At 68.8% G+C, this 24,097-nt stretch carries 22 protein-coding genes; 14 read left to right on the top strand and 8 right to left on the bottom strand.

Features of this window, described 5'->3' with window-relative positions:
* Positions 1-202: 202 nt before the first annotated feature.
* Complete coding sequence (locus Q0066_RS00490; protein ID WP_298128973.1) at positions 203-781, top strand: DinB family protein; 579 nt, start codon at positions 203-205, stop codon at positions 779-781.
* Here Q0066_RS00490 and Q0066_RS00495 read toward each other — a convergent pair.
* The gene (locus tag Q0066_RS00495; RefSeq protein ID WP_298128975.1) at positions 778-1,752 is read right to left on the bottom strand and encodes a LysR substrate-binding domain-containing protein; all 975 of its coding nucleotides are present in this window, start codon (positions 1,750-1,752) and stop codon (positions 778-780) included. The genes Q0066_RS00490 and Q0066_RS00495 overlap by 4 nt on opposite strands.
* 71 nt (positions 1,753-1,823) lie before the next feature.
* Between Q0066_RS00495 and Q0066_RS00500 the strand changes: the two genes are divergently transcribed.
* Entirely contained in the window at positions 1,824-2,876 is a 1,053-nt protein-coding gene (locus Q0066_RS00500; protein WP_298128978.1) for a putative sulfate exporter family transporter, read from the top strand.
* Here Q0066_RS00500 and Q0066_RS00505 read toward each other — a convergent pair.
* Positions 2,784-3,758: a DUF4349 domain-containing protein gene (locus Q0066_RS00505; RefSeq protein WP_298128980.1), complete on the bottom strand. Its 975-nt coding sequence runs from the start codon at positions 3,756-3,758 to the stop codon at positions 2,784-2,786. The two genes, Q0066_RS00500 and Q0066_RS00505, sit on opposite strands and share 93 nt — an antisense overlap.
* Positions 3,759-3,840: 82 nt before the next feature.
* The gene (locus Q0066_RS00510; RefSeq protein ID WP_298128983.1) at positions 3,841-5,355 is read right to left on the bottom strand and encodes a helix-turn-helix domain-containing protein; all 1,515 of its coding nucleotides are present in this window, start codon (positions 5,353-5,355) and stop codon (positions 3,841-3,843) included.
* Positions 5,356-5,537: 182 nt separating this feature from the next.
* Here Q0066_RS00510 and Q0066_RS00515 point away from each other — a divergent pair, with 182 nt between their 5' ends.
* The 5 genes from Q0066_RS00515 (at position 5,538) to Q0066_RS00535 (ending at position 10,504) form a co-directional block, all read left to right on the top strand.
* Entirely contained in the window at positions 5,538-6,581 is a 1,044-nt protein-coding gene (locus Q0066_RS00515; protein ID WP_298128988.1) for an ABC transporter substrate-binding protein, read from the top strand.
* 114 nt (positions 6,582-6,695) lie between these two features.
* Positions 6,696-7,661, top strand: a complete 966-nt coding sequence (locus tag Q0066_RS00520) for an iron chelate uptake ABC transporter family permease subunit (protein WP_298128990.1) — start codon at positions 6,696-6,698, stop codon at positions 7,659-7,661.
* Positions 7,658-8,749: an iron chelate uptake ABC transporter family permease subunit gene (locus Q0066_RS00525; protein ID WP_298128993.1), complete on the top strand. Its 1,092-nt coding sequence runs from the start codon at positions 7,658-7,660 to the stop codon at positions 8,747-8,749. Before Q0066_RS00520 ends, Q0066_RS00525 begins: the two co-directional genes overlap by 4 nt.
* Before the next feature lie 14 nt (positions 8,750-8,763).
* Positions 8,764-9,672, top strand: coding sequence for an ABC transporter ATP-binding protein (locus Q0066_RS00530; RefSeq protein ID WP_298128997.1), 909 nt, complete (start codon positions 8,764-8,766; stop codon positions 9,670-9,672).
* Positions 9,629-10,504, top strand: a complete 876-nt coding sequence (locus tag Q0066_RS00535; RefSeq protein WP_298129002.1) for a siderophore-interacting protein — start codon at positions 9,629-9,631, stop codon at positions 10,502-10,504. The genes Q0066_RS00530 and Q0066_RS00535 overlap by 44 nt, the downstream gene beginning before the upstream one ends.
* A gap of 8 nt (positions 10,505-10,512) precedes the next feature.
* Here the strand turns inward: Q0066_RS00535 and Q0066_RS00540 are convergent, their stop codons facing one another.
* The 4 genes from Q0066_RS00540 to Q0066_RS00555 all read right to left on the bottom strand — a co-directional run bounded on the left by Q0066_RS00540 (position 10,513) and on the right by Q0066_RS00555 (position 15,034).
* A complete protein-coding gene (locus Q0066_RS00540; protein WP_298129005.1) occupies positions 10,513-12,243 on the bottom strand; it encodes a cation:proton antiporter in 1,731 nt (576 codons plus the stop codon).
* Between the two features lie 93 nt (positions 12,244-12,336).
* A complete protein-coding gene (locus Q0066_RS00545) occupies positions 12,337-13,521 on the bottom strand; it encodes an ATP-binding protein (RefSeq protein WP_298129008.1) in 1,185 nt (394 codons plus the stop codon).
* Positions 13,522-13,606: 85 nt separating this feature from the next.
* Positions 13,607-14,572, bottom strand: coding sequence for a LysR family transcriptional regulator (locus tag Q0066_RS00550; RefSeq protein WP_298129011.1), 966 nt, complete (start codon positions 14,570-14,572; stop codon positions 13,607-13,609).
* 255 nt (positions 14,573-14,827) lie between these two features.
* Positions 14,828-15,034, bottom strand: coding sequence for a hypothetical protein (locus Q0066_RS00555; RefSeq protein WP_298129014.1), 207 nt, complete (start codon positions 15,032-15,034; stop codon positions 14,828-14,830).
* 407 nt (positions 15,035-15,441) lie between these two features.
* Between Q0066_RS00555 and Q0066_RS00560 the strand changes: the two genes are divergently transcribed.
* The 4 genes from Q0066_RS00560 (at position 15,442) to Q0066_RS00575 (ending at position 19,912) form a co-directional block, all read left to right on the top strand.
* Positions 15,442-16,593, top strand: coding sequence for a thiamine pyrophosphate-dependent dehydrogenase E1 component subunit alpha (locus tag Q0066_RS00560; protein WP_298129016.1), 1,152 nt, complete (start codon positions 15,442-15,444; stop codon positions 16,591-16,593).
* On the top strand, positions 16,593-17,567 hold the full coding sequence (locus Q0066_RS00565; RefSeq protein ID WP_298129018.1) for an alpha-ketoacid dehydrogenase subunit beta: 975 nt from the start codon (positions 16,593-16,595) through the stop codon (positions 17,565-17,567). The genes Q0066_RS00560 and Q0066_RS00565 overlap by 1 nt, the downstream gene beginning before the upstream one ends.
* Before the next feature lie 25 nt (positions 17,568-17,592).
* Entirely contained in the window at positions 17,593-19,059 is a 1,467-nt protein-coding gene (locus Q0066_RS00570; protein ID WP_298129039.1) for a dihydrolipoamide acetyltransferase family protein, read from the top strand.
* Positions 19,060-19,204: 145 nt separating this feature from the next.
* Positions 19,205-19,912 carry a GntR family transcriptional regulator gene (locus Q0066_RS00575; protein WP_298129020.1) on the top strand — a complete coding sequence of 236 codons (708 nt, stop codon included), beginning with the start codon at positions 19,205-19,207 and terminating at the stop codon, positions 19,910-19,912.
* 18 nt (positions 19,913-19,930) lie between these two features.
* On the opposite strand, the gene Q0066_RS00580 is transcribed toward Q0066_RS00575, so the two are convergent.
* Entirely contained in the window at positions 19,931-21,130 is a 1,200-nt protein-coding gene (locus tag Q0066_RS00580) for an enolase C-terminal domain-like protein (protein WP_298129022.1), read from the bottom strand.
* Between the two features lie 229 nt (positions 21,131-21,359).
* On the opposite strand from Q0066_RS00580, the gene Q0066_RS00585 reads away from it, so the two are divergent.
* The 3 genes from Q0066_RS00585 (at position 21,360) to Q0066_RS00595 (ending at position 24,062) form a co-directional block, all read left to right on the top strand.
* Positions 21,360-23,228, top strand: coding sequence for a glucose PTS transporter subunit IIA (locus Q0066_RS00585; RefSeq protein ID WP_298129024.1), 1,869 nt, complete (start codon positions 21,360-21,362; stop codon positions 23,226-23,228).
* A 151-nt stretch (positions 23,229-23,379) separates the two neighbouring features.
* The gene (locus Q0066_RS00590) at positions 23,380-23,808 is read left to right on the top strand and encodes a MarR family transcriptional regulator (RefSeq protein WP_298129026.1); all 429 of its coding nucleotides are present in this window, start codon (positions 23,380-23,382) and stop codon (positions 23,806-23,808) included.
* Positions 23,805-24,062 carry a zinc ribbon domain-containing protein gene (locus tag Q0066_RS00595; RefSeq protein ID WP_298129028.1) on the top strand — a complete coding sequence of 86 codons (258 nt, stop codon included), beginning with the start codon at positions 23,805-23,807 and terminating at the stop codon, positions 24,060-24,062. Before Q0066_RS00590 ends, Q0066_RS00595 begins: the two co-directional genes overlap by 4 nt.
* Positions 24,063-24,097 lie beyond the last annotated feature (35 nt).

The following is a 24,097-nucleotide window of genomic DNA, read 5'->3' on the forward strand; positions in this document are numbered from 1 at the left end:
CGGTTCTTTTCGTTCCACCTCTGGACCGAAGGGACGGTTCTTTTCGTTCCACCTCCGCACCGGTCGTCCGGTGACCGGAAGAACCGTCCCCGGTGACCGAGGGGACGGTTCTCTTGGTCACCTGGTTCGGCAGGTCCGGCTCGGGTGCCGGCCCAACTTCTGTCGGCGGCGCGTGGCAGCCTGGGGACCAGGAGGTGCTCCCATGCAACCCAAGGAAGTGCTGTTGAGCTATCTCGAGCGCGGCCGCGAGGCGATGCTCTGGAAGCTGGACGGGCTGAGCGAGTACGACGTGCGGCGTCCGATGACACCGACCGGAACCAACCTGCTGGGGCTGGTGAAACACCTGGCCAGCATCGAGTTGGGCTACCTCGGTGAGGTGATGGGGCGGCCCTGTGGCATTCCGATGCCTTGGTTCGATGAGGGTCAGCCGCCCAACGCCGACCTGTACGCGACCGCCGATGAGACCCGCGAGCAGTTCATCGAGCTGTACCACAGCGCGGGCCGGCACACCGCCGCGACAGTGGCGGCCCTCGACCTGGACGCGCCGGGCCATGTCCCGTGGTGGGGCGAACGTGGCGACGTGACACTGCACCAGGTGCTGGTGCACGTGATCGCCGAGACCCAACGTCACGTCGGCCAGGCCGACATCATTCGCGAGTACATCGACGGGGCGGCCGGGTTGTTGCCGCGCGTCGACAACCTGCCCGACCTGGACGCCGATGGCTGGCGCCGGCACTACGGCGAGCTCCAGGCGATCGCCGAACAGTTCCGGGCGGTCTAGATTCCCCAGCCCGGGTCGAGGGCCGGCCTGGACGCCGGAGTCCTCCGATCCCGCTCCAACTCGATCGCGAGCTGCACCAGTCGCTGGCCCAGCGCCGACAGCGGAGGTTCCACCGGCCAGACCGCCCGCAGCGGACGCTCCACGACCAGGCCGTCCACCATCACCGCGCGCAGTTCGCCCGCGCTCACCGCAGCCTGCACCGCGTGCTCACTGAGCACCGCCGGAGCGGCCCCGGCGATCACCGCCACCCGGACCGCGGCGTTGCTGGCCAACTCCAGGGCAGGTGCCGCGGTGGGCAGTCCACCGAGGACGCGCTCCAGCGCGATCCGGGTGCCCGATCCGGGTTCCCGAACCACCAGAGGCGTCTCGACCAGTTCCGCCAGTGGCACCGGCCGGGTGCGTCGCGCCCACTCATGGCCGGGTGCTACGACCACCACCAGCCGGTCGGTGGCGATCTCACGGGTGGTCACCGGCACCACAAGGCTGTCGGGCAGATCCGGACTCTCCACGAAACCCAGCGTGGTGCCGGCGCTGAGCAGCCGTCCGACCTCCTGGGAGTTGGCCACGGTCAACGCGACGTCGGCCCCCGGGTGCTCGGCACGCAGCGCCGCGAGCCAGCGCGGCAACAACTCCTCGGCGATGGTCTGACTGGCGGCCACCCGGACGCTGCCGGCGTGACCGCGTCCGATCGCCGCGGCACCCAGCAGCAGTTGCTGGTTCGCCTCGAGCACCCGCCGCGCCCAGTCGACGACGAGCGCGCCGTCCCGGGTGGGGACGGTGCCGGTGGCGCTGCGGGTCAGCAGCTCAAGCCGCAGCAGGCGTTCCAGCCGGCGCAGCGCACGACTGGCGTTCGGTTGCGCCATGCCGAGGGCACGGGCGGCCGCTCCCACACCGCCATGCTCGACGGCGGCGACCAGCACGGCGAGATCGGTCACCGGCGGGTAGCGATGCGGCGGAAACTCCACGGTCATATCGACATCGTATGACTGTCATGCGAAATTGCCGTCTACTCAGATATGGCTGGACGGCGGAAGGTAGAGGTGTGCCACAGCAGAGACCCTCTCCGATCCGGCAGGCCGATGTCCGTCCGCCGCGGCGAGGGCAGCACCGTCGCGGCGGCTCGCCCTTGCCCGGGTTGGCGCTCTGCTGTGGCGCAGCCGGACTGACCCTGGTCGGTCAGCAACTGGTGCCGGCCGTCAGCCCGTTGCTGGTGGCGATCGTGCTGGGCGCCGTGGTCGCCAACGTCATCGGCGGACGCGGCGGCTTCGATGAAGCGGTCGCGCCCGGCGTCCAGATCGCGTCGCGACGGCTGCTCCGGCTCGGGGTCGTGCTGCTGGGCCTGCAACTGTCCGTCGCCGACATCGCCGGGCTGGGCTGGCCGGTGCTGATCGGAGTGCTGGTCGTGGTCGCCGGCGGCATCGCGGCCACCCTGCTGGCCGGACGGCTGCTCGGGGTGAGCCGTACCCAGTCGCTGCTGATCGCCTGCGGCTTTTCGATCTGCGGAGCAGCCGCGGTGGCCGGTGCGGAAGGCGTGTTGCGGCGGCGCAGCAGCGACGAGACCGCGACCGCGGTGGCACTCGTGGTCGCCTATGGCACGGCGATGATCGCCGTGCTGCCGGCGGCGTCCGCGCTGCTCGGGCTGGACGCGACCTCCGCCGGCATCTGGGCGGGGGCATCGGTGCACGAGGTGGCGCAGGTGATCGCCACTGCCGGCATCATCGGCGAACCCGCGCTCAAAGTCGCCGTCGTCGTCAAGCTGGCCCGGGTGCTGCTGCTGGCGCCGGTGCTGGCCGCCATCTCGATCGGGCAACGCGGCGGCGGCGGCGCGGCAGCCGGCAAGCAGCCGCTGGTGCCGCTGTTCGTGGTCGGATTCCTGGCGGCCGTCGGGATCCGCAGCCTGGGCGTTCTACCGCCGCCGGTGCTGCAGTTGGCGAGCCTGCTGCAGACCGGACTGCTGGCGGCGGCGATGTTCGCCCTCGGCACCTCGCTGCACCTCTCCGTGCTACGCCGGGCCGGCGTCCGACCCGTGCTGCTCGGACTGATCGCCACCGTCGTGGTCGGCGGGCTCGGGCTGCTCACCTGCCGATTCGCCTGACGCCCGAGCCTCGCCCGCGGCGTCCGAGCGAGGCTCAGCAGAGGCCGCTTTCCGCGCGGCGGCCCGGCGCCGGTAGCGACGCACGATCGGCCAGCCGATCACGCCGGCCACCAGGGCGAACGGCAGCAATCCGCCGATCAGCACGAACAGCGCCGCGACCGAGTTCTGCAGCGCCTCCCAGCCCTGGATGAGGCCGATCAGCAGCGGGTTCTGCGGAGTGTCGGACTGCCCGGTCCTGAGCAGCGTCACGGTCACCGGCGCCCGCTCCACCTGGTTCTTCAGCGCCTTCTGCTTGGCCAGCAGCGACTCCAGCTCGGACTGCCGCCGGGTGAGTTCCTCCTCGACCTTGGCGATCTCGCTGACCGAGCCGGCCTTGTCCATCAGCGCCCGGATCCGGCTGATCGACTCACGCAGGGTACGGATCCGGGCATCCACGTCGACCACCTGCTCGGTGACGTCGCGCGCGGTCACCGACCGGGTGACCAGTTCGCCGAGTTTCGCGGCCTCGGTCAGGAACCGGTCGAGGTTCTCGCTGGGCACGCTGAACACGATCCGCGAGTTGCCGCTGGCGGTGTTCGCGCTGGTCCAGATCGACTCGGACGACACATAGCCGCCCATGCTCTCAGCCAGCTGTCGCAGTTGCTCGGCGGTCGCGTTCAGGTCGGCACAGCGCAACGACAGCGCGGCGGTGCGGGCCACCTGGCGATCGGTGGCCGGCCCGGCCTCGGATGGCGCCATCGTCGCGGCCGGCACCGGTCCGTCTCCGGCGGGTCCCGATTCGGGCGCGGAGTAGGAGGGGCTCGTCTGGGTGCAGCCGACCAGGCCGACCACCGAGGAGAGCAGCACAGCAGGTACCCACAGTGAGAATCGAGAGGTGCTCATGCCTCCACCACGCAGCCGCCGGCGGCGACGTTGCAGTGAGGCCGGGGTTCCCGAGCCTCGAGTCCGGGGTCGAGGGGTCGCCTCAGCCGGCCGCCAGGATCTCGTCCGGTCCCTCCAGTTGCTGGAATTCGCGGGGACCGACACCGTGGAAGCGGCTGAAGGCGCGGCTGAAGTTCGACACCATCGAGTACCCCACTCGCGCGGCGACCACGCCGCTTGGGTGCCCGCTCTGGAGCAGGTGACGAGCGAGACGCATGCGGGCCGCATGCTGCCAGCTCGCGAACGTCATGCCGGTCTCCCGCCGGAACGTCTGATGCAACTTGGCGGGCACGTCATGGGTGCCGCTCTCGGACGCCGTGCCCATGGCGCGCAGAAGAGCGGCGGCCGCAGCCTTGGCGTCGTCGTCCTGAGGCATCGGCACCCCGCGAGCGCGTTCGATGGCGCGCTGCGCGGTGAACGCCTCGATCACGTGGCTGTGGAAGACTCGTTCCAGCGCCGGCACTCGTCCGCGGTGCTCCTCGGACTTCAACAGGCTGTTGGTGCTCACCGACGCCCACAGCAGCCAGTCGCGCCACGCGGGTGAGAACCGGGCGCGGCGCGGCCGGTCCAACTGGACGCATCCCGTGCACAAGGTGCTCAGCGGCACCGAGGCATCCGGTGCGTTCTCCACCGTGGAACCCGCGGGCAACCAGACGACGTCACCCGCGCGTCCGACCCAGGGCCGCTCGGCGTAGCGCGCTCGCAACTCTCCGGCCCGCACCCAGAGCATCACGTTGTCCGGTAGCAGTCGGTCCTCGGCCTCGGCCTCACGGGGGCCGACGAGCGGACGCGACGGCGACGCATCCCCCGTCCATGCGGTGTGCGCACCGAACTCGCGGGGCGGGACTCCGTAGCGCACCCGGAAGGCGTCGGAGAAGCCCCCGCGCGAGCCGAATCCGACCTCGGTGCGGACCCGTCCGACCGGCCACCCCGCAGCCAGCAGTTCGGCCGCGACGGCCAGTCGGGTCAGCTGTCGCCAGTGTGCGAACGTCGATCCGGTCTGAGCCAGGAAGCTTCGTTTCAGCGTGCTTGGGCTGCATGCCGCCCAAGCGGCCCACTCATCCAGGCTGCGGTCCGAGGCGGGCCGGCGGCCGAGTTCCGTCGCCACCCGTCGCGCCGGCCCCACAACAGGCATAGGGGGACGGCTCGGCGCAGGCCGAGCGCCGCCCGCCTCGGGCCCGACGCCGAGGTCCGGGGTGAGGGGTTCCGCGCCCGCGAGTACCGGCGAGTCGTCCCACGCCCACCGGCTGTAGCGTTCCAGCAGCCGGGGTCGATCCCGGTCCGCGATCGGGAAGGGTGTGATCTTCTCCGCGGCGGCGGCCACGGGGGGCACGGTCGACCACGCCGGAATGACCAGCGTGCCCGGCTCGGTCCAGACGTCGTGCTCGGTGCCGGGCGGAACGCAGATGACCGTGCCGGCATCAATCCGGTACTCCCGACCGCCCTCGTCCCGCAGGTGAGCGGTGCCGGTGCTGACCCAGAGCGTCAGGTACTCGTCCAGCCGGCCTGGCTCGCTCTTGCAGGTTCGCGGAATCGCCGGCGGAACGCTGACCAGCATGGACGCCCGACCTTCCGTTCGCTCGGTGACAACCAACTGACCATTCAGCTGACATATGTTAGGCAATCCTAACCTTAGAGTTGTGGCGGATCGCGCCCGGAATCGCCATCTCCTTGGCTTGGCGACCGACCCCCGGGGTCCCCGGGGTGACTGAACGGCAACGAACGAGATGAGGTAATCGAATGAGGATCGGGACGTTGCGACGACGCTGGATTGCCGCATTCATGGCGGTGATCACCCTGGGTGCCCTGGCGAGCTGCGGTGCACCGGCCGCGGCGCCGTCGAGCACCCCGTCCGCGCCGGCCGCGTCGCCGGCCAGCAGCCGGCTGCCGGCGGCGGAGGGGACCACGACCTATCCCCTGACCCTGGACTCGGCCTGGGGAAAGACGACCCTGCAGAAGCGACCGGAGCGGATCGCGATCGCGACCGCCGCCAACGATCTCGACAACACCTTGGCGCTCGGCGTGACGCCGGTGTGGGCCGACGACTGGCAGGCGTCCTACGAATGGACCACGACCGCCGGCTCGAAGAAGATCGAACGCCGCGGCGAGGTCACCGACAGCATCCCGGTCGAGGACATCGCTGCGAGCAAGCCCGATCTGATCATCGCCGTGCAGACCGGCGCCGGGATCATCGAGGACGCTTACCCGAAGCTGGCAACCATCGCCCCCGTGCTCACGGTCGAGAAACCGAGTTGGGACATCACCTGGCAGGAGACGGTCCGGTTGATCGGGAAGACCCTCGACCTGTCCAAGCGGGCCGAGTTGGTCATCTCCGACGTGGACGCCAAAGTCGACGAGGCGGCTCAGGCGCACCCCGAGTTCCGGGGAAAGTCACTGGCGTTCGTGCTGTGGCTGCAGGGCAACGAGAAGCTGACCTTCCGCTCGTTCCAGGGCTCGCCGACCTCCGAGTTGTTCGCCAAGCTCGGCTTCGCCGAGGCGCCGTCGGCGTCGAAGTTCAGCCGCGAGAACCTGGTGCTCAGCGCCGAGAACTACGCCCTGATGGATGCCGACGTCGTGCTGATCGCGTCGCCGAAAGCCCAATTCGACAAGCTGCTGAAAACTCCGACGTTCGCGACGGTGCCGGCCATCGCGCAGAAGCGGTACGCCCTGATCGATCTCAGTGTGGAGAAGGAACTCGGCTGGGCGGTGAGTTGGCCGTCGGCGCTGAGCGTGCCCTGGTTCCTCGACAAGATCGTGCCGCCGCTATCGAGCACGCTCGGCTAGTTCCCGCTCGGTCAGGTGACGGTGCCTGCTCAGACACGCCGGGCTGCTCGGTCGGTCCGCGACCCCGGCGTACCCTCAGTCCCCAGCGCCCCGCGACGAGCCCTCGGGCTCGCGGTGCTCCTGGCGGCACTGGGCGGCGCGGCGATGCTGAGCCTCGCGATCGGATCCAATCCGCTGTCCATCGCCGAGGTGTGGCACGGGTTGTGGACGCACGACGATTCCACCGCGTCCGCCGTGGTCTGGGGGCTGCGCGGGCCTCGCACCGTGGTCGGCATCATCGTCGGGGCAGCCTTCGGCGTGGCCGGGGCTCTGATCCAGGCCTTGACCCGCAACCCGCTGGCCGATCCTGGGATTCTGGGTGTCAACGCGGGGGCGGGTTTCGCCGTCACCCTCGGCGCCGGCGTGCTGGGTCTGACCAGCGTCACCGACTACGTCTGGTTCGCGTTCGCCGGGGCGGCTGTCGCGACGCTGCTGGTCTACCTGATCGGTTCGGCAGGACGCGGCTCGACCACTCCGGAGGCGCTGGTGCTGGCCGGCGTCGCCCTGGGCGCGGTGCTCACCGGATTCTCCACCATGCTGGAACTGCTCAATCCCCAGGTGTTCCAAGCGGTGCGAAACTGGGGCCTCGGCTCGATCGACCGCACCGAGCTTCCCGAAGCCCTGGGCGTCGCGCCGTTCCTGGCGGCCGGGCTGTTGATCGCCTTCGTCCTCGCCGGTTCGCTCAACTCGCTCGCCCTCGGCGACGACCTGGCTGCCTCGCTGGGCACCCGGATGCTGCGAACCAGGATCCTCGGCATCGTGTCGATCACCCTGCTGGCCGGCACAGCCACCGCACTGACCGGAGGCCTGGCTTTCGTCGGACTGATGGTGCCGCACATCGTCCGCTGGTTCACCGGGCCGGACCAACGCTGGATCATCGCCTATTCGGCGCCTGCGGCGTCCGCCCTGGTGCTGTTGTCCGATGTGATCGGACGCGTCGCCGGCCGACCGGGCGAGATCGAGGCGGGGATCGTCACCGCCGTGATCGGCGCGCCGGTGTTGATCGCCCTGGTCCGTCGGCGGAACGTGAGTGGTCTGTGACAGCCCGGGACGCCGCCGAGAGCCCCACGCCGGTCGACTTCGGGCGGGCGACCCGGGCGATCCGGCTCGGTCCGCTCTCCGCGAATCTCCCGCTTCGGGTGGTGGCGGTGTCATTGGTGCTGTTCGCGCTGGCCGCTGCGTCCGCCGTCGTTGCCATCACGATCGGGAAGTACCCGATCAGCCTGGCTGAGGTCTACCAAGCGCTCTCCGGCGGCGGGGCGGACTTTCCGCGCACCGTCGTGTTGGAGTGGCGGCTTCCGCTGGCCGTGGCTGCGGTGCTGTTCGGTGCCGTGCTGGGCATCGGCGGCGCCATCTTCCAGTCGCTGACCCGCAACCCGCTCGGTTCCCCCGATGTGATCGGCTTCGACACCGGTGCCTACACGGCCGTAGTCGTGATGATCCTGGTGGTGGGGTCGTCCGGCCGCTGGACGTTGGCCGCCGCAGCCCTCGTCGGTGGCCTGGCGACCGCGCTGGTTGTGTTCGCACTCGCCTACAGGCGCGGCGTCCAGGGCTTCCGGCTGATCATCGTCGGGATCGGTGTGTCGGCTCTGCTCGGTTCGCTGAACGCCTATCTGATCACCCGTGCCGACATCGTGGACGCGATGACCGTCGGCTTCTGGGGAGCGGGTGGACTCGGTCACCTGAGCTGGCCGATCCTGACGCCTTCGCTGATGCTCGCCGCCGCAATCATCGTGGCGGCGATCCTGCTGTCGCCGGCCCTGAAACGACTCGAACTCGGCGACGACCTCGCGGTCACCCTCGGTACCCGGCTGGTTGCGGCACGGCTGTCCCTGATGATCGTCGGCGTCGCCACCGTCGCGCTGGTGACGGCGGCGGCCGGCCCGATCGGTTTCGTCGCTCTGGTTGCGCCGCAGTTGGCCCGCCGGCTGACCCGGTCGCCCGGGGTGAGCCTGCTGGCGTCAGCCGCGATGGGGGCGGCTCTGCTGGCCTGCGCGCACCTCATCAGCCTGGCCGTGGCCGAGATGTACGCCGCGATTCCGGTCGGTCTGTACACCGTCTGCTTCGGCGGCGGGTACCTGGTCTGGCTGCTGATCCGGGAAGCCCGACGCCACGGAGGCCTGCGATGACAGCGAACGTCCCGATGAAACCGACAGGAGGCGCACCCGGGCGGGTCAGGGTCGTCGAGGCGACGATCGGCTACGACCGCCGGGTCGTCTCGCGGCGGCTCTCCGTGCAGATCCCGAACGGCGCGTTCGTCGCGATCATCGGCCCCAACGGCTGCGGGAAGTCGACGCTGCTCCGGGCGCTCGCCCGGGTGCTCACCCCGGTCTCCGGCGCGGTGTTGCTGGACGGCCGGACGATCGGCAGCTACCGCCCCAAGGAGGTCGCCCGCGTCCTGGGACTGCTGCCGCAGACGTCCCTGGCGCCGGAGGGAATCCGGGTCGCCGATCTGGTGGCCCGCGGGCGAGCCCCGCATCAAGGGCTGTTCGCGCAGTGGAGCCGTGCCGACGAGGACGCCGTGGCGGCTGCCCTCGCGGCTACCCGGCTGACCGAACTCTCCGGACGCTTGGTCGACGAACTGTCCGGCGGGCAGCGGCAGCGGGTGTGGGTGGCCATGCTGCTCGCCCAGCAGACGCCGATCCTGCTGCTGGACGAGCCGACCACGTTCCTCGACATCGCCCACCAGTACGAGCTGCTGGAGCTGCTACGGACCTTCCACCTCGACGGCAAGACGGTCGTCGCCGTGCTGCACGACCTGAATCAGGCCGCCCGCTACGCCGACCACCTGATCGTGATGCGGGACGGCGACGTGGTGACCACCGGCGCGCCCGCCGAGATCATCACCGCCGAACTGATCGACGAGGTGTTCGAGCTGCGGGCGCTCGTCCTGCCTGATCCGGTCACCGGGACGCCCACTGTCGTCCCGCTCGACCCGCGCCGGCCACGCTCGAACAGCGACGCTCGACCCGACCAAGACACCCAAGCCAACGAAGAGGAGAACCCTGATGGCGCGCAAGCGGACATTCACCGGACCGAACCGGACCGGTGAGCTCAAGCTGCATTTCCACGAGCGGGTGGTCCGCCGCGACCTGCGGGTGGCGAGGGTCGAGGATCTGACCCGGCGGTACCGCCGGATCACCCTGGTCGGCGACGACCTGGCCGGCGGATTCCCGTTCGCGAGGTTCGCCCCGCTCGACCATGTCCGGGCCTTTTTCCCGAACCCCGAGACGGGCGAGTTGGTCGCCTACCGGGAGGGCGCCGACCACGAGTGGGTGCTCGAAGGCTCGGGCGATCCCATCCATCGTGACTACACCGTCCGGGCCTGGGATCCCGACACCAGTGAACTGAGCCTCGAGTTCGTGCTGCACGAGCACGGTGTCGCGGGTCGGTGGGCGCGCACTGCCGCCCCCGGGGACCTGCTGGTCGTCAACGGTCCGAGCGCGCACTGGTTCCTGCCCGAGAACTATCCGCACTATCTCGTCGCCGGCGACGAGACCGCGCTGCCGATGATCGCCCGGATCATTGAGGAGGCGCCGTCCGGCTGCCGGGTGACCGCCGTGGTGGAGGTCGCGGCCGCGTCCGACGAGTTGGCGCTGAAAGGCGTCGCCGAACTGGATCTGCACTGGGTGCACCGGACCTCGGCGCAGGTGGGAGAGGGCCATCTCAGTCCGCTCGAGACCGCGTTGCGCGACTGCCCCCTTCCCGACGACCTGGCTTCGCTGTTCGTCGTGATTGCCGGCGAGACCAACGCGTTGCGGCCGATCCGGCGGTACTTCCGCCACGAACTCGGACTGGCCAAGAAGCAGTTGGTGGTCGACGGCTACTGGAAGCGCGGAGTGGCGGACTTCGATCACCACGACGTCGACTTCGACGAGGACTGATCCGCCCCTCAGCCGTCCTCGGGTGAGCCGCGCAGTTCGAGCCCGATCTGCTCGGCGTCCACCACGGCCAAGGCGTGGCTGAGCACCTCGGCGTCGAAGACACCGTCGTCGCGGGCGTCCAGCAGCGCCATCCGCTGTGCTTGCAGCACGTCGAGCTCGACCCGCTTCAGCCCGCGTCCGGATTCGCGGGCACGTTCCTGCTCGGCGGTCTGCCGCATCAGATCGAACAGCCGGTCCCGCTCGTCGGCGTCACCCTGGCGGTCCTCGTCGGTGGCCGGACGGCTCAACCAGCGCACCACCAGCGGCAGCGTGGCGCCCTGCACCAGCAGCGAACCACCGGCCAACGCGAAGGCGACCAGCAACAGCATCGGCCGTCCCGGGGTATCGGACGGCAGTGTCTGGGCGGCGGCCAGCGAGACCGCGCCGCGCATTCCGGCCCAGACCAGCAGGCCACCCTCGCGCGGTCCGATCGGGTTGCTGACCAGGTAGTCGATGGTGGCACGCTCGCGCCGCACCCGGGTGAGCACCTGGGTGATCCGCTCGGTACTCCAGGGCGACCGGCGCCCCTGGCCGGCGGCCGCCTTCTCGGCCCGCTTGCGCATGGCGGCGGCCCGTCGTGGGTCGGCGGCTATCGGTTGCCCGGCGATGAGCGGAGGTTCGGGGACGGCGTCGGGGTTCGCCAACCGTTGTTCCAGATAGTCGGCCCACAGGTTCATGCGTTCCTGACGACTGAGCCGGCGCTGGGTGCGTCGCGACATGCCGGTGACCAGGCTCACCACATAGACGCCACGGATCAGCACCGACCCCAGCCAACCCACCGCCGCCACCCAGGCCACGGTGAGGGCGGTGCTGTGATTGTGATCGGAATGGGTGATCAGGCCGTGCAGTTGCAGGCCCATCAGCAGGAAGATGCCGCTCTCGAGCACCAACTCGACGGTCTTCCAGTTCTGCGAATCGGAGAGCCGGGCCCACGGTGAGAGCAGCCGCGGCGCGCCGTAGCCGGAGATCAGCCCGGCCACCACCGCGGCGACCAAACCGGACGCCCCCAGCTGCTCAGCGGGAACAGCGGCCATGAACGGCGCCGCGTAGGAGATGACGGTCGAGGGAGCGGTTTCGGTGAGTTTGGAGCGCAGCCACAGGTGCAGCCAGCCGACCCCGAATCCGATCAGCGCCGCGGCGGTCACCGCCCACAGGAAGTCCAGGACCACTCCACCGAGCGCGATGCCGCCGGCCGCGGCGGCGATCGCCGAACGTAGTAGCACCAGCGCGCTGGCGTCGTTGAGCAGGCTCTCGCCCTCCAGCATGGTGAGCACCCGCTGCGGGACGCCGACCCGGCGGGCGATCGCGGTGGCGACGGCGTCGGTGGGGCTGACGATGGCACCCAGCGCGATGCCCCAGGCCAGCGAGATGTCCAGGCTGGCGCTGAAGAACCAGCCCAGCAACAGGCTGCTGAGTACGACCAACACCACCGACAGGCCCGCGATCGAGCGGAACTCCCGGCGGAAACTCATCGCCGGCATGGAGGCCGCAGCCGAGAACAGCAAGGGTGGCAGCACGCCGATCAGGATCCATTCGGGATCGACCTCCAGGCTCGGCACGCCGGGCAGGAATCCGACCACCCCACCGATGACCACCAGCAGCAGGGGGGCGGCGACCCGGATCAGCCCGCTCAGTGCCGATGTCGCGGCGACGCACAACAGGACGGCGGTCAGCAGGATGACGACGTGTTCGGCTTCCACTGGTTCAGCATGCCGTTCCGTTGGACGCACGGCCACTGCCGAGGTCTCCACGAAGCTCGACCTGGCGGACCAGTCCGCGCGGCCGGCGGACGCTCAGGCCGCTTCGGCCTGGGCGCGCAGGAAGCGTCCGAAGTGCGGCACGGTGAACGCGATCCGGCCCCGCTCGCTGGCGTAGATCAAGCCCTTCTTGATCAGCGCGTCGCGGGCGGGGGAGAGGGACTGCGGCTTGCGGCCCAGCGTCTGGGCGACCAGTGCGGACGGCACGGTGCCGGTGTCGTCGGCATCGGCGTCCGCCATCGCCCGCAGGTATTCCCGCTCGGCGGCCGTGGCCCGTTCCAGCCGGGAGCCGAAGAAGCCGACCGCGAGTTCGTGCTCGGCCTCGGGGGCGGCGACCGCGACGTCCTCGGCGGTGATCGGTGAGCTCGGCGCCAGGTCCCAGACCACCTTGCCGTAGGCCTGAACGAAGTACGGGTAGCCGCCGGTGACCCGGTACATGGCGTCCAGTGCCTCGGGGGTGAACGCGGCACCCTCGTCCGCGGCCGGCGCGACCAGCGCCAGATCGGCCGACTCACGATCCAGCCGGTCGATCCGGGCGTAGGCGAACAGCCGCTCCGAGTACGACTTGGACGCGCTCAGCACCGCCGGCAGATGCGGCAGCCCGGCGCCCACGACGATCAGCGGCAGGCTCTGCTGGCCCAGTTCGTGGCAGGCCGCACAGAGCGCCGAGACGTCGTCGGCACCCAGATCCTGCATCTCGTCGATGAACACCGCGACGCCCTTGCCCTGGTCAGCGGCCAGTCCGGCCACGTCGGTCAGCAGTTCGACCAGGTCGATCTCGATGTCACCCGAGTCGGCCCGGCCGGCGATGGACGGCGCGCTGATACCGGAGTTCCACCGGTCGTAAGCTTTGGTGTTGGGCGGCGCCGCACGTTCCACGAACGCCTTGAGCGTGGAGAGGACGGCGGTGGCGTCCGGATGGCCGAGTTCGCGGATCGCCATGTGCAGCGCCGCGCCGAGCGGACGCCGAATGCCCTGGTCAGGGCGGGCCTCCAGCTTCCCGGTGCCCCAGCCGGCACGGACGGCCAGCGACCGGGTCGCGTTGAGCAGCACGGTCTTGCCGACTCCGCGCAGTCCGACCAGCACGATGGAGCGCTCCGGACGTCCCCGAGCGATGCGTTCGATGACGAAGCGGAACGCCTCCAGCTGCGGGTCGCGTCCGGCCAACTCGGGCGGCCGCTGGCCGGCGCCCGGCGCGTACGGGTTTCTGATCGGATCCACGATGGGACTGTATGGCCTTCTCTAGCGCGGACGGCAGATTGAGCCAGAGTGTCGCAGACCCCCACCATCCGGCTCGCCGAACTACTCAGGGCTCGCCGAATTCGGCGAGCCCTGAATAGTTCGGCGAGCGCTGGGATTCGGTGGTCGAGCGTGGCGAAACCTCGGACGCCGCCCGCGCTGCGGCGAGCAGTCCGCCGACCACGAGTTGGACGGCGGGGGAGGACTCGACCGCCCGCCGCACCATCAGGTGGATGGAGCGTGTGGGTGTGGGATTGGTTACCGTCACGCCCGCGACGCCGGCCGGCAGGTCGACGGTGCACAGACGTGGCATCACGGCGAGGCCGATGCCGGCGGCGACGAAGGCGATCGCGGTGGGGTGGTTCGCCGTCCGCACCGAGTAGGGCGGGGAGAACCCGGCCGATACGGCGGCCCGGTGCAGGTTGATCACGCACCAGGACTCCTCCGAGTCATGCGCGATCCACCGCTCGCCGGCGAGTTCGGCCAGGGCGACCTCATCGCGTCCGGCGAGGGGGTGGTTCTGCGGCAGCACGGCGACGTACGGCTCATCCAGGAGATGGTGGGAGTGGAAGCCCGGCGGGGCGGCGAAGTCGCGCGATCCCACCAGCACCTCGACGTCGACGTGTTCACTCTCCCCGGTGGGCAGCTCCAGGACGCGCAGATCGAGCCGCAAGCGGGGGTGCTCGGCCAGCACCCGGCGCACGATGCCTGGGATCCACGCCATCGCAGCGGACGTGAAGTAGGCCATGCTGAGTGAGCCGGCTCGCCCTTCGCGCAGATCGGACACCCGTGCCTCGACCTCCGCGAGCTCGCCGAACAGCCGCTCGGCCGCGGCCACCAGTTCGAGCCCCGCGTCGGTGGGTTCGATGCCACGTCCGGCTTTGCCGATCAGCGCCAAACCGGTTTCACGGCTCAGCGCCGCCACCTGCTGACTGACCGCGGACGGCGTGTAGCCCAGGTTGGCCGCCGCGCCCTGGATGGAGCCGGCGGCGACCACCGCGCGATAGATCCTGAGTCGCTGAAGATCCATCATGAGCGCCACCGTAGAGCACAAGGTGAAGCGACAACCGAATGGACGCTGAAGCGCCAGCGCTGCTTCATGGTTGCGGCGTGCCGACCGGTCCGTTGGCTCAGATGACTCGGACTGCGGTGACGCCGGCCGCGCCTCCACAAAGAGAAGCGCGGGCAATGCGGCGATCGCGAGCGCGGCGATCCAGAGCGCGACCCGCATCCAACCTCGCGCGGTCGTCGCCGCCCGCGCCAGTGTGACGGCGACATGGTGCGCTGGTCATCTGTCCCGGTCGGAGTGGGTGGACAGCTGACTCAGTTGCCGGAGTTCGGCGATCTGTCGGCGGTATTCGGCGGACGCCTCGGATTCGGCGTCCGCTCCGAACGGGATGCGGGGCAGATCGCGGGTGCGCCGATGGGTGACCTCCAATTGCCACGCCACGGGAATGAAGATCGCCACCGCGAGCACGAACTCGATGCCTGTCATCACGGCCTCCTCCAAGTTGATCTGGGTCCCAGCCTGGCCCCACCCACTCGTTAGCACCAGCGCTGATTTCTTCATCACCGTGAAGCTGTGCTGATGGTTGATGGGGCCGCGTTTCGGTCGCACCCGTGGCGACAGTCGGGCTCGTGGCGCGCGAAGGGCAGGAGGGTGGCACCAACTTGGTCGTCGCGACGACACCGTGGCGCGGGGTCTCGACCCCGGACGCCGTGAGGTGGAGGATGGGCAACGCGGGCGAGGAGGCCCGCGGAGAGGAGCCTGACGCCGCTCGTGATCGACCAGCAACCATCCGCCGGCGCCGCGCAGCGACCTTTGACCTACGGTTACGTAACCGGTAAGTTGGCGCAGCGCATGCAGAATTTCCCGGTTCGTGCGACCCGAAAGGATCCGACGTGTCCGAACCCGCTGTAGATGACTTCGTCCAGCTCCTCACCCCCGACGGTGAGCGCGTTCAGCACCCCGACTTCAGCTTCGAGGGCAGCGACGAGACCATCGCCGGCTACCTGCGCGAGATGATCCTGGCCCGCCGCTTCGACAGCGAGGCGACGGCGCTGCAGCGCAAGGGTGAGCTCGGCCTGTGGCCGCCGGCGCTGGGTCAAGAGGCCGCCCAGGTCGGCTCGGCCAGCGCCACCCGGCTGCCTGACTACGTCTTTCCCTCTTACCGCGAGCACGCGATCGCCCTGCACCTGGGGGTCGACCCGGTCGAGATGCTGAGCACCTTCCGGGGCACCGCGATGGCGCCGTGGGCCAACGACATCCCGGGCATGCACGTCTACAGCTTCGTGATCGGCACCCAGACGCTGCACGCCGTCGGCTATGCGATGGGCCTGCAACGCGACGGTCTGGTGGGCAACGCCGACCCCGATGCCAACGGTGCCGCGATGGTCTATTTCGGCGACGGCGCGACGAGCCAGGGCGACGTCAACGAGGCGTTCATCTTCGCCGCCTCGTACACCGCCCCGGTGGTGTTCTTCTGCCAGAACAACCAGTGGGCGATCTCCGAACCGATCGCGCTGCAGTCGAAGATCCCGCTGTACCGCCGGGCGTCCGGCTTCGGTTTCCCCGGCGTCCGGGTCGACGGCAACGACGTCCTCGCCGTACACGCCGTCACCAGTTGGGCGCTCGACCGCGCCCGGCGCGGTAAGGGCCCGGCGCTGATCGAGGCCTACACCTACCGGATGGGTGCCCACACCACCTCGGACGACCCGACCAAGTACCGCAGCAACGACGAGACCGAGCATTGGCGCCAGCGCGACCCGATCAGCCGGGTGCAGACCTATCTGCAGAACCGCGGTGCCATCGATCAGGTCTGGCTCGACGCCGTGGACGCCGAATGCGAAGAGCTGGCGGTCCGCGTCCGGGAAGGCTGCCTGACGCTGCGCGAGCCGACCCTGGAGGAGTTCTTCGAGCACACGGTGATCGACCCGGGCGAGGTGTTGCTCGAGCAACGTGACGAGTACCTCGAGTACGAGGCCGGCTTCGCCGATCATCCGGACGCCGACGCCGATGACGAGACCCACGTCCAGGTGCAGGAGGCGTTCTGATGGCGACCATGACTCTCGCGAAGGCGCTCAACGCCGGCCTGCGCCGTGCGTTGGAGGCCGACCCCAAGGTGCTGCTGGCCGGCGAGGACATCGGCAAGCTCGGCGGCGTGTTCCGGATCACCGAGCACCTGCAGCGTGATTTCGGCCCCGATCGGGTGATCGACTCGCCGCTGGCCGAATCGGGCATTCTCGGCACCGCGGTCGGCCTGGCGATGCGCGGCTACCGTCCGGTCGTCGAGATCCAGTTCGACGGCTTCGTCTACCCGGCCTACGACCAGATCGTCTCGCAGGTGTCGCGGCTCTACTACCGCACCCACGGGCACCTGAAGATGCCGATCGTGATCCGCATTCCCTACGGCGGCGGCATCGGGGCGATCGAGCATCATTCCGAGTCGCCGGAAGCCTATTTCGCGCATACCCCGGGCCTGAAGGTGGTCACCTGCTCGAACCCGCTGGACGCCTACTGGATGATGCAGCAGGCCATCGCCTCGAACAACCCGATCGTGTTCTTCGAGCCCAAGCGGCGCTATCACGAGAAGGGCGAGGTCGACACCGAGATCGAGCCGATGCCGTTGTTCCAGGCGCGCGTCGTGAAGCCTGGTGACGACCTCACCCTGATCACCTACGGACCGATGGTGCGCACCTGCGTCGAGGCCGCGCTCGCCGCCGGCGAAGAGGGCCACAACATCGAGGTGATCGACCTGCGCTCGCTTGCACCGCTGGACATGCCCACCGTGATCGAGTCTGTCACCAAGACCGGACGGGCGATCGTGGTCCACGAGGCGGCGATGACGCTGGGCATGGGCTCCGAGATCGCCGCCCGGCTGCAACAGGCATGCTTCTACTCGCTGGAGGCGCCGGTGCTGCGGGTCACCGGGTACGACATTCCGTATCCGCCCAGCCGGGTGGAATCCGCCTACCTGCCCGATCTCGATCGGGTTCTCGACGCCGTCGACCGATCCATGGCCTACTGAGGAGAATGCGATGAAGGAATTCCACCTGCCCGATCCCGGCGAGGGACTGGTCGAGGCCGACATCGTCCGCTGGGTCGTCGCCGAGGGCGACGAGGTGAAGGTCAACGACATCCTGGTCGAGATCGAGACGTCGAAGTCGATCGTGGAACTGCCCTCGCCGTGGGCCGGCCGGATCGCCCGGCTGATGGTCGACGAGGGCGCGACGGTCGAGGTGGGTGCCCCGATCGTGCTCATCGACGACGGAGTCGCCGCACCTGCCGCGCCACAGGCGCCGACCGACGTGACCGACGCGCCGCCGGCGCAACCCGCCGAGGCTCCGGCTGCGCAGCCGGCCGAGGCTGCGGCGGCCACTCAGGCCAGCGCAGCGGAGCCTGCGTCGGAATCCGAGGCGTTCCTGGTCGGCTATGGCACGAAGTCGTCGTCGCTGGCGCGGCGTCCGCGCAAGACCGCGGGCGGCGTCGGCAAGCCGATCGGCCCGGTCACCGACCAGGTCCACGACTCGTATGCCGCCGACCAGCCGGTCTCGCGTCCGATCGACCAGTCGACCACCACCGGACCGCTCAGCGCCGAGGCCAGCGGTGAGCCGCTGCCCCGTCCGGGCAAGACGCCCAAGCCGCCGTCGGCCGCCAAGCGCGCGCTGGCCAAACCGCCGGTGCGCCGGCTGGCCCGCGACCTCGGCCTCGACCTGGACGCGGTGATCGGCACCGGCCCGGGCGGCACGATCACCTCCGACGACGTGCTCACCGCTGCCGTGCTCTCCCGCGGAGCTCCCGAGGCTCCGACCGGGGCGACCTCGCGGGTGCCGCTCAAGGGCGTCCGCCGCGAGATGGCCCGCACCATGGCCGAGTCGTACAAGGTGCCCACCGCCACGGTGATCATGCAGACCGACGTGACCGCCTCGATGGACTTGGTCGAGCGGTTGCGGGCACGCCGCGAGTTCGCCGGCCTGCGGGTCTCGCCGCTGCTGATCTTCGCCAAGGCCGCCTGCTTGGCGATCGCCCGCAACCCCGACATCAACTCGACCCTCGACATGGCCGCTACCGAGATCGTCCGCAATGAGGACGTCAACCTCGGGATCGCCGCGGCCACCCCGCGCGGGCTGCTGGTGCCGAACATCAAGCACGCGAACACGATGAACTTGCTGCAGCTGGCCGAGGCGCTGCACAACATGGTGCAGGTGGCGAAGTCCGGGAGGGTCTCCGCCGAGGACATGCAGGGCGGCACCTTCACCATCACCAACGTGGGTGTCTTCGGGGTGGACGGCGGCACGCCGATCCTCAATCTGGGCGAGTCGGCGATCATGTGCCTCGGCACCATCGCCCGCCGTCCGTGGGTGATCGGGAAGGGTGCCGACGAACAGATGGTGATCCGTTCGGTGTGCACGCTCTCGCTGACCTTCGACCACCGGCTGGTGGACGGCGAGCTGGCGTCGAAATTCCTCAGCGATGTGGCGGCGATCCTGGCCGATCCCGGTCTGGCGATGATGTTCTGACGCTGCTGACAACAAGGATCCGGATCGGGCCTGGACTGACCAGCCCGATCCGGATCCTTGTTTGCGGCGCAATCGCGGCGACGGGCGCATCGTCTAGATTCGTCCGCAAAGAACCGGCTCCTCTGGACGAATCTGGGTGTGGCTCATGGGCAAGAAGGTCGACTTCATCGTGGCCGACATCTTGAGTCGCATCTTCCGCCAACAATGGCCGTCGGGGAAGCTGCCCACCCAGCGGGAGTTCGCGCGTGAGTACGGTGTCTCGAGGTTCACCATTCAGGCGGTGATCGAGAACCTCACGCTGATCGGAGCGCTCAGCTCCACGCAGGGCTCGGGCACCTACGTGCGCGAGGGCCTGCGTAAGAATCCTCTGATCTACAACACGATGACCCGGACGCCGTACGAACAGATCGACTCGCGCGTGCTGCACCTGAACCGCACGTCCCCGAGCGCCGATGAGGCTCTCCTCTTTCAGCTGCCCTCCGGTGGTGAGATCTGGCAGTTCGACCGACTGCGAATCATTGACGGGCTGAGCTCCCAGATCGAGCGCACGGTGATGCCCGCAGCCATGTTCCCGACCTTGTCGGACGCCGTTCTGGAGAAGTCGGTTCAGGGCTTCGTGGAGGGGGCCGGCTACCGCATCTCGCACTACATGACGAGCTATCGGCCGGTGACCGTGACTCGACAGGACGCGAGCATCCTGGAGTGTCGCCGGGGAGCCCCGGCGATGGCCATCGATAGCCGCGGGGTGCTGACCGACGGTCGCGTCTTCGCACACAGCGAGATGATCGCGCTGAACTATGAGGTGTCCTACATCAGCCGGTTCGACCGTGAGGTGCACCAGGCGCGGCTCTAGGTCGAGAGCAGCGCCTGGTCACGGGGTGACGAGCGTGCCGTCGGCGGTGCGACTGGTGGTCCAGGGGTGCTCCTTGAACACCCCTGGGAACTCGGCGGCCGCATCCACGTCGAACGAGACGCCGATGCCGGGCTCGTCGGAAGGCCGCAGGAACCCGCGGGATTGCACCGGGTAGCCCGCGAACACCGCCGCCGTATTCGGCTGCACGTCGAGGTTCTCCTGGACGCTCGCGTTGTGCAGGTGAACGTTCAGGTGGGCGTTGACCGCCAAGCCGACCGGAGTGATGTCGGACGGCGTGTGCCAGGCCAGCCGGATGCCCATGGCATCGGCGAAGTGTGCCACCTTGAGAGCAGGCGTGATGCCTCCGATCTGCGAGACATGAATGCGCAGGAAATCGATCTGGCGACGCACGACGAGCTCCTCCCACTCCTTGGGGTTGTTGAACAGTTCGCCCGTTGCGGTCGGGGTCGATGTCTGGGCCCGCAGCTTCTCGTACCAGGCGGTCTGCTCAAGCGGCAGGACGTCCTCGAGGAAGTACAGGCCGAAAGGCTCGCACTCTTTCGCGAACCGGATCGCGTCGGACGGGTTGAGTCGCTCGTGCACGTCGTGCAGCAACTCGATGTCGTCGCCGTAGCGGTCGCGGACCGCCTTGAACAGCCGTAGCGTGGTGGCCGCGTACTGGCGCGGGTCGTAGTAGCTGCCGGGCAGCGGGTTCTCGGGCACCTGCAGATCTGTCGCATTACCGCCGTAGAAGCCCAACTGGACCCGGACGTGGCGATAACCGTCGGCGAGGTGCCTGTCGATCTGGGTGTAGAGGCCGTCCAGATCGTCGGCTACCGCGTGGGCGTAGGCGGGGATGGCCGTTCGCGACCGTCCGCCGAGAAGCTGATACAGCGGCATCCCCGCCAGCTTTCCCTTGACGTCCCACAGGGCCATATCGACCCCCGCGATGGCGTTGTTGAGCACCGGGCCGTTGCGCCAGTACGAACTCATGCGCATCACGTGCCACAGGTCCTCGATGTCATTGGCGTCACGCCCCAGGAGCAGCGGCCGGAGGTAGTCGTCGACGGCGCTCCGGACGGCCCATGGGCGGAACTGGAAGGTGGCGCAGCCGAGACCCCAGACGCCGGCATCGGTGGTGACCCGCACGACCACCAGGTTGTGCTTGTCTGGCTTCGTCACGATGGCCTCGACCTGGGTGATCGTGCTGGGGGTCATCAGGTTCCTTTCGCTGCATGTCTGCGCCGCCATTCAACCGGCTGTGCCGGAGGAGTCGCCAGCATGGCTCGGTCAATTGCGCCAAAAGCTCGCAGTTGCCAGTCCAATGCTTTCGCGGCTTCGTAATGAGCAGGCTTACATGCTCCAATCTACGCAGTCGGAACCGGGGATTGGATCGGTACCATCGCTCGGCTGGGGTCGAGCTGTGAATGAGAGAGGGGAACTGTAGATGCGCTACAGCGAGGTAGCTGAGAAGGTCATCGCCGCCGTCGGCGGGGTGGACAACGTCAGCAACGCGTGGCACTGCATGACGCGCTTGCGCTTCGACCTCAAGGACGGCGCCAAGGTGGACATGGCCGCACTGGACGGCGTTCCTGAGGTGATCGGGACCAACGTCCAGAACGGTGAACTGCAGGTGGTGGTCGGCACCGAGGTGGAGAAGTACTACGAACCGCTGGCTGACAAGCTCGGGCTCGCCGACAAAGCGGGTGGCGGCGAAGCAGCCGGTGGAAAGCGCGGCTGGGTCGCACTGGCCATGGATACGGTGTCCGGTGTCTTCGGGCCGATCGTTCCTGCCATCGCCGGCGCGGGCATGATCAAGGGCCTGATGGCCGGCCTCGCGGCGCTGGGCGTGATCTCGAACAAGAACGACACCTACCTCGTCATCGACATGCTCGCGAGCGGTGTCTTCACCTTCCTGCCGTTCTTCGTGGCCGCGTCCGCGGCGAAGATCTTCAAGACGAACATGTTCATGGCGGTCGCCATCGCCGCCGCCATGCAGTACCCGACGATGACCGCCGCCGCAGCCGCCAAGGAGATCACGGCGTTCATGCTGTTCGGCGTCATTCCGGTCCCGGTGTTCAACTACGCCGGAACCGTGATTCCGATCATCTTCTCGGTCTTCGCGCTCAGTCACATCTATCGCTGGGTGGACCGGATACTGCCGCGCGTGCTGCGGACGGTCTTCACGCCCACCTTCTCGCTGTTCATCGCCGGCACACTGGCGCTCACGGTGATCGGCCCCATCGGCATCTTCCTGGGCAACCAGCTCGCCGCCGGCGTTGCCTGGCTGTTCGCCTTCTCGCCCATCCTCGCGGGCGTCATCTTCGGTGCCACCCGCCCGATCGCGATCTTCACCGGCCTGCACCATGCCGAGACCCCCATCGCGTTGCAGAACTTCGCGACCCAGGGCTGGGACATGCTCATGCCGATGATGTTCATGGCCAACATGGCCATCGCCGGTGCGACTGCGGCGGTCTACTTCAAGGTGCGCAGCAAGGATCAGAAGACGGTCGTCGCATCTGCCGCTGTGTCGGGTCTGCTGGGCATCACCGAACCGGCCCTGTTCGGCGTACTCTCCAAGTACCGCCGGGCGTTCGTGGCGGCGACGATCGGCAGTACTCTCGCGGCGACGTTCTTCGCCGTCACCGGCGTCCGGATCTACGCCTACATCCTGTCGTCGATCTTCAGCCTGCCGGCCTACGTCGGTCCCTACTTCCCGTTCGCGTTGGCCGGCATTGCCATTGCCATCTCCAGTTCGTTCATCCTGACGATGTTCCTGGTGCCTGCCGAGCGTCCGGCGGACGAGTCTGCAGTAGCCGCGGAGGCGTCGGCGCGGGGAGTCAAGGGTGAGCGTGTGGAACTGGTTGCGGTCGCGCGGGGCGCCTTTGTGCCCCTCGAGGAGGTCAGCGACGCGGTCTTCGCCAGCAAGACGGTCGGCGACGGCTACGCGCTGCAGCCAGCTGACGGCGACGTGTATGCGCCCGTGTCGGGCACCGTGACGGTGGTCTTCCCGACCAAGCATGCGATCGGCCTGGAGACCGATGACGGAGTCGAGGTTCTCGTTCATCTCGGCATCGACACGGTGTCGCTTCAGGGTGAGGGTTTCGAGGTCTTCTGCGCGCCGGGCGACCGGGTCGACCCGTCGACCTTGATCGCCCGGGTCGACCTCGACGCCGTCCGTGGTGCCGGCAAGGATCCGGTGATCCTGGTGCTGGTGACGAACCTCGGCAAGGTCTCGACCGTGAACGAGTTCGAGGACACCGACGCCGCGCTGCAGCGGGGTGACAGCGTCGTATCGGTCAGCGCGGCAGTCTGAAGCAGCTGAAACAAGGATCCGGATCGGGCTGGACTGACCAGCCCGATCCGGATCCTTATCTTCTCACCCATCGGTTGCAGCGCCCGACGTCGTCGACGAAGAGGAATCCATCGGGATTGACGATGGATTCACCCCGCCGGACGATGAGGTCATGTCCGACTCCGACGCCTTCTGCGAGGTGTTCCCGCAGGCCTATCTGGCCTTCCACCGCCGTGACGGACGCCGCAGCGAGCTGACCAACGCCTCCCGGGCGGTGCTCACCCATCTGGCCGGATCGGGTCCGATCACCGTCGGTGAAGCGGCTCGGCACCTCGACCGCGCCCAGTCGGTGGTCAGCGACATCGTCACCCAGTTGGAAGGCCATGGCCTGTTGGAGCGCGAGCCTGACCCGGACGACCGGCGCCGCACCCTGGTCTGGCTCACTGAGGCCGGCATGAACCGGCTGCGGCACGACGCCGATGTGCTCGACCGCACCCTGGTCGCGCGCGCCATGGAGCAACTGGACGACACCACCCGCCGCGGACTGATCGACGGGCTGAACGCCCTGACCGCCGCGGCCCGAAGAGAGGACCACCGATGACCACCCAGACCGCTTCCTGTGAGAGCTGCGGCATGCCCATCGAGAGCGGGCACTACTGCCAGTACTGCACCGACGCCGACGGCAATCTGCAGGACTTCGATACCCGCTTCGCCGCGATGGTCGGCTGGCAGCGTCGACGCCATCCCGAGCAGTCCCAAGAGGTGATCGAGGAGCAGACCCGGGCGTACATGGCGTCCCTGCCGGCCTGGCGCGGGCATCCGCGGCTGACCGAGCGCGCGATCGACGACTGCTGACAGGTAGCGCGACTGGTTTCGGGAAATATGCCGAA

Source organism: Micropruina sp. (genome assembly GCF_027492755.1).
GTDB lineage: Bacteria > Actinomycetota > Actinomycetes > Propionibacteriales > Propionibacteriaceae > Micropruina.

Coding starts and splice junctions, on each gene's coding strand:
- Q0066_RS00490 (WP_298128973.1), top strand. CDS start 203: ATGCAACCCAAGGAAGTGCTGTTGAGCTATCTCGAGCGCGGCCGCGAG.
- Q0066_RS00495 (WP_298128975.1), bottom strand. CDS start 1,752: ATGACCGTGGAGTTTCCGCCGCATCGCTACCCGCCGGTGACCGATCTC.
- Q0066_RS00505 (WP_298128980.1), bottom strand. CDS start 3,758: ATGAGCACCTCTCGATTCTCACTGTGGGTACCTGCTGTGCTGCTCTCC.
- Q0066_RS00510 (WP_298128983.1), bottom strand. CDS start 5,355: ATGCTGGTCAGCGTTCCGCCGGCGATTCCGCGAACCTGCAAGAGCGAG.
- Q0066_RS00515 (WP_298128988.1), top strand. CDS start 5,538: ATGAGGATCGGGACGTTGCGACGACGCTGGATTGCCGCATTCATGGCG.
- Q0066_RS00530 (WP_298128997.1), top strand. CDS start 8,764: ATGAAACCGACAGGAGGCGCACCCGGGCGGGTCAGGGTCGTCGAGGCG.
- Q0066_RS00535 (WP_298129002.1), top strand. CDS start 9,629: ATGGCGCGCAAGCGGACATTCACCGGACCGAACCGGACCGGTGAGCTC.
- Q0066_RS00550 (WP_298129011.1), bottom strand. CDS start 14,572: ATGATGGATCTTCAGCGACTCAGGATCTATCGCGCGGTGGTCGCCGCC.
- Q0066_RS00555 (WP_298129014.1), bottom strand. CDS start 15,034: ATGACAGGCATCGAGTTCGTGCTCGCGGTGGCGATCTTCATTCCCGTG.
- Q0066_RS00565 (WP_298129018.1), top strand. CDS start 16,593: ATGGCGACCATGACTCTCGCGAAGGCGCTCAACGCCGGCCTGCGCCGT.
- Q0066_RS00575 (WP_298129020.1), top strand. CDS start 19,205: ATGGGCAAGAAGGTCGACTTCATCGTGGCCGACATCTTGAGTCGCATC.
- Q0066_RS00580 (WP_298129022.1), bottom strand. CDS start 21,130: ATGACCCCCAGCACGATCACCCAGGTCGAGGCCATCGTGACGAAGCCA.
- Q0066_RS00585 (WP_298129024.1), top strand. CDS start 21,360: ATGCGCTACAGCGAGGTAGCTGAGAAGGTCATCGCCGCCGTCGGCGGG.
- Q0066_RS00590 (WP_298129026.1), top strand. CDS start 23,380: ATGTCCGACTCCGACGCCTTCTGCGAGGTGTTCCCGCAGGCCTATCTG.
- Q0066_RS00595 (WP_298129028.1), top strand. CDS start 23,805: ATGACCACCCAGACCGCTTCCTGTGAGAGCTGCGGCATGCCCATCGAG.